Annotated in this window: 4 protein-coding genes and 1 pseudogene; all 5 read right to left on the minus strand. The window is 75.4% G+C overall.

Annotated features, from left to right (window positions below; translation table 11 throughout):
* Nucleotides 1-139: pseudogene (locus tag AC0CYZ_RS07665) on the minus strand (imidazole glycerol phosphate synthase subunit HisH); the annotation flags it as partial.
* 21 nt (nucleotides 140-160) lie between these two features.
* Nucleotides 161-823, minus strand: coding sequence for a class I SAM-dependent DNA methyltransferase (locus tag AC0CYZ_RS07670; RefSeq protein WP_472213925.1), 663 nt, complete (start codon nucleotides 821-823; stop codon nucleotides 161-163).
* A 64-nt stretch (nucleotides 824-887) separates the two neighbouring features.
* Nucleotides 888-1,055, minus strand: coding sequence for a hypothetical protein (locus tag AC0CYZ_RS07675; protein ID WP_472213927.1), 168 nt, complete (start codon nucleotides 1,053-1,055; stop codon nucleotides 888-890).
* A gap of 16 nt (nucleotides 1,056-1,071) precedes the next feature.
* Entirely contained in the window at nucleotides 1,072-1,680 is a 609-nt protein-coding gene (gene hisB / locus AC0CYZ_RS07680; RefSeq protein ID WP_472213929.1) for an imidazoleglycerol-phosphate dehydratase HisB, read from the minus strand.
* A 62-nt stretch (nucleotides 1,681-1,742) separates the two neighbouring features.
* Nucleotides 1,743-2,828, minus strand: a 1,086-nt coding sequence (locus AC0CYZ_RS07685; RefSeq protein ID WP_472213931.1) for a class I SAM-dependent methyltransferase, incomplete at its 5' end; no start/stop codon positions are given.

The raw sequence follows: 2,828 nt of genomic DNA on the forward strand, positions 1-2,828 counted from the left end.
CCAGGCCGTCGGCCTCCTGGGCCGCGCGCGGGTCGGCGGTCACCTCGACCTTCGCGCCCGCGCGCTCGAGGGCGCGCTCGGCGGAGCGCAGGTTGCCCGAGCCGTAGTCGAGCACCACGACCGATGGAGTTCCCGGCATACCGCCCAGGTTACCGAGGGCTCACCACTGCGGTCCGGACGGCTGCGCGGCCTCGACGACCTCGAGGACGGCCACGGTGTGGCACTCCCTCGTCGACGGGTGCAGCGGCACCTCGGAGGTCTCGGCCACCCGCACCACCCCGCGCCGGGCGAGGTGCTGGAGGTGCCGCTGGATCTCCTCGCGGCGGTCGTCGCCAACGGTGAGGACGATGTGGCCGCCGCGGTGCACCACGCGGGCGAACTCGGCGAGCGCCGAGCGCGGCAGGTGGCCGGGCTCGAAGGCGTTGACGCAGGTGACGATCCCGAACTTGTCGCCGGCGCCGGGCACCCGCTGGCTCAGGTCGGCCGGCCCGAGGTCGTGGTAGACGTGGCGGGCCCGGGCACGCGACAGCATCTTCGGCGAGACGTCGAGGCCGTCGACCGAGGTGAACCCGTGCCGCGCGAGCGCCGCGCCGACGAGCCCGGTGCCACAGGCGGCGTCCAGGACGTCGGTGGTCGGGTCGGTCAGGCGCGCGACGACGTCCGCGACGGTGCCGGGCAGGGGGTAGTCGTCACCGGCGCGCCCCGCGACGTCGTCGTCGTAGGTGGCGGCCCAGGCGTCGTAGACCCCGCGGGCCTCGGACGGCGACGCCGCGGCGCGAGCCCGGTCCCCCCACGTCGACGAGCCGTCCCGCTGCACCGTCACCCACCCGCCCTCCGCCGAGACGGTGGTTCCCCGCGGGAGCCGATCCAACCGTCGGCGGATGGGCTCAGGCGGGGACGAGGCGCAGCACCGCGGCGACCGCCGCGAGCACGGCCAGGACCGCGACGATCCCCGCCGGGATCCAGCGCCTCGCGCGGCCGAAGGACACCACGCCGCCGACGAGGAAGCCGGCGACCAGGAGCAGCCCGAGGGCCAGCAGGTCGTTGCCGCTCACCGGTGGCGCCCCCGGGTCACGACTCCAGGACGCCCTTGGTCGAGGCGGTGCCTCCCGCCAGCCGGGCGTCCGGCTCGGTGGCGGCGCGCAGTGCCCGGGCGATCGCCTTGTACTCGGCCTCGGTGATGTGGTGCGGGTCCCGGCCCCCGGTGACCCGGACGTGCAGGGCGATGCCGGCGTGGAAGGCGATCGACTCGAACACGTGGCGGTTGAGCACCGTCGGGTAGTTCCCGCCGACGACGAAGCCGGCCATCGACTCGGGCTCCCCGGTGTGCACGCAGTAGGGGCGCCCGGAGACGTCGACGACGGCCTGCGCCAGGGCCTCGTCCATCGGGATCCAGGCGTCGCCGAAGCGGCGGATGCCGGACTTGTCCCCGAGGGCCTGCTTGAGGGCCTGGCCGAACACGATCGCGACGTCCTCGACGGTGTGGTGGGCGTCGATCTCGACGTCCCCGGTCGCCCGCACCACGAGGTCGAGGCTCGAGTGCTTGCCCAGCGCGGTGAGCATGTGGTCGAAGAACGGCACCCCGGTGGCGACCTCGGTGTGCCCGGTCCCGTCGAGGTCGATCTCCACGAGGACGCTCGACTCCTTGGTCACGCGCTCCACGCGTCCGGTCCGGCTCACGGACCCATCCTAGGTGGCTCCGCCTCGTGAGCACTTTCCGGTGTTATGGCACCGGAAAGTGCTCACGGGCGCTTGCGCACCTGCACGATCTCGTCGGTGATGGTCGCCTCCCGGCCGTCGGGGCCGGTGGCGGTGCGCTCCGGGGACTCGCAGCGCACGACCTCCCAGGCTGCGTCGTCGAGGTCCAGCCCGGCCAGCACCTCCGGGGCCGTGGCCATCCGCAGCGTCGGGTCCCACGACCACGGCGCGAGCCGGCCGTGGCCCACCACGAGCAGCGTCCCGCCCGGCGCCACCGCCTCCGCGGCCCGGCGCAGGATCGCGGTGCGCGGGAAGTCCGGGCTCGGCGAGTGCAGGTACTGCGCGGTGACCAGGTCGAACGTCCCATCGGGGAACGTCTCGGTGAGGTCGTGGCGCTCGGTGGTCACCGGTCCTCCTCCCCCGTCGCTCCGCTCGCCCCGGCCCAGGCCCCCGGCCAGCTCGGCGATCCGGTCGCACGCGGTCTGCGCGACGTCGACGGCGGTCACCTCCCAGCCCCGGCCCGCGAGCCAGAGCGCGTCACCGCCCTCGCCGGCGCCGAGGTCGAGCGCGGTGCCCGGCTCGAGCCCCTCGCCGACGGCGCCCAGCACCGCGTTGACCCGTCCGCTCCAGACCTGCTCGCGCTCGGCGTAGAAGCGCTCCCAGAACTCGGGGCTGCCGTCCCGGTGGGCCATCACGGCCAGGCGGCCGTCCTCGGCCACCAGGTCCGCGTTGAGCATCGCGGCGACGGCGGTCCCCGACGCGGCGGAGGCGACCACGGTGGCGCGCAGGTCGGCCACGTTCCCCACGGCCCACACCCCCGGGACCGCGGTCCGGCCCGACGCGTCGACCTCGAGCACCTCGCCCACCAGGACGTCCCCCATCCGCTGCTCGGTCGGCGTGAGGCCGAGCAGCCCGGCCACCTCGGCGCGGGCCCGGGCGACCGTCGGGACGACCAGCGCGTCGAGGGCGACGACGGTGCCGTCGGCGAGGCGGACGCCGCGCAGCGCGTCGTCGGCGACGTCGAGCGCCGACACCGCTCCGGCCACCACCTCGACGCCGCGCGCGTCCAGCTCGTCGGCGGCGTGTCGCTCCGGGACGAACGCGTCGTTCACGAGGAGCACGACGTCGTC

The organism is Actinomycetospora sp., assembly GCF_055612215.1.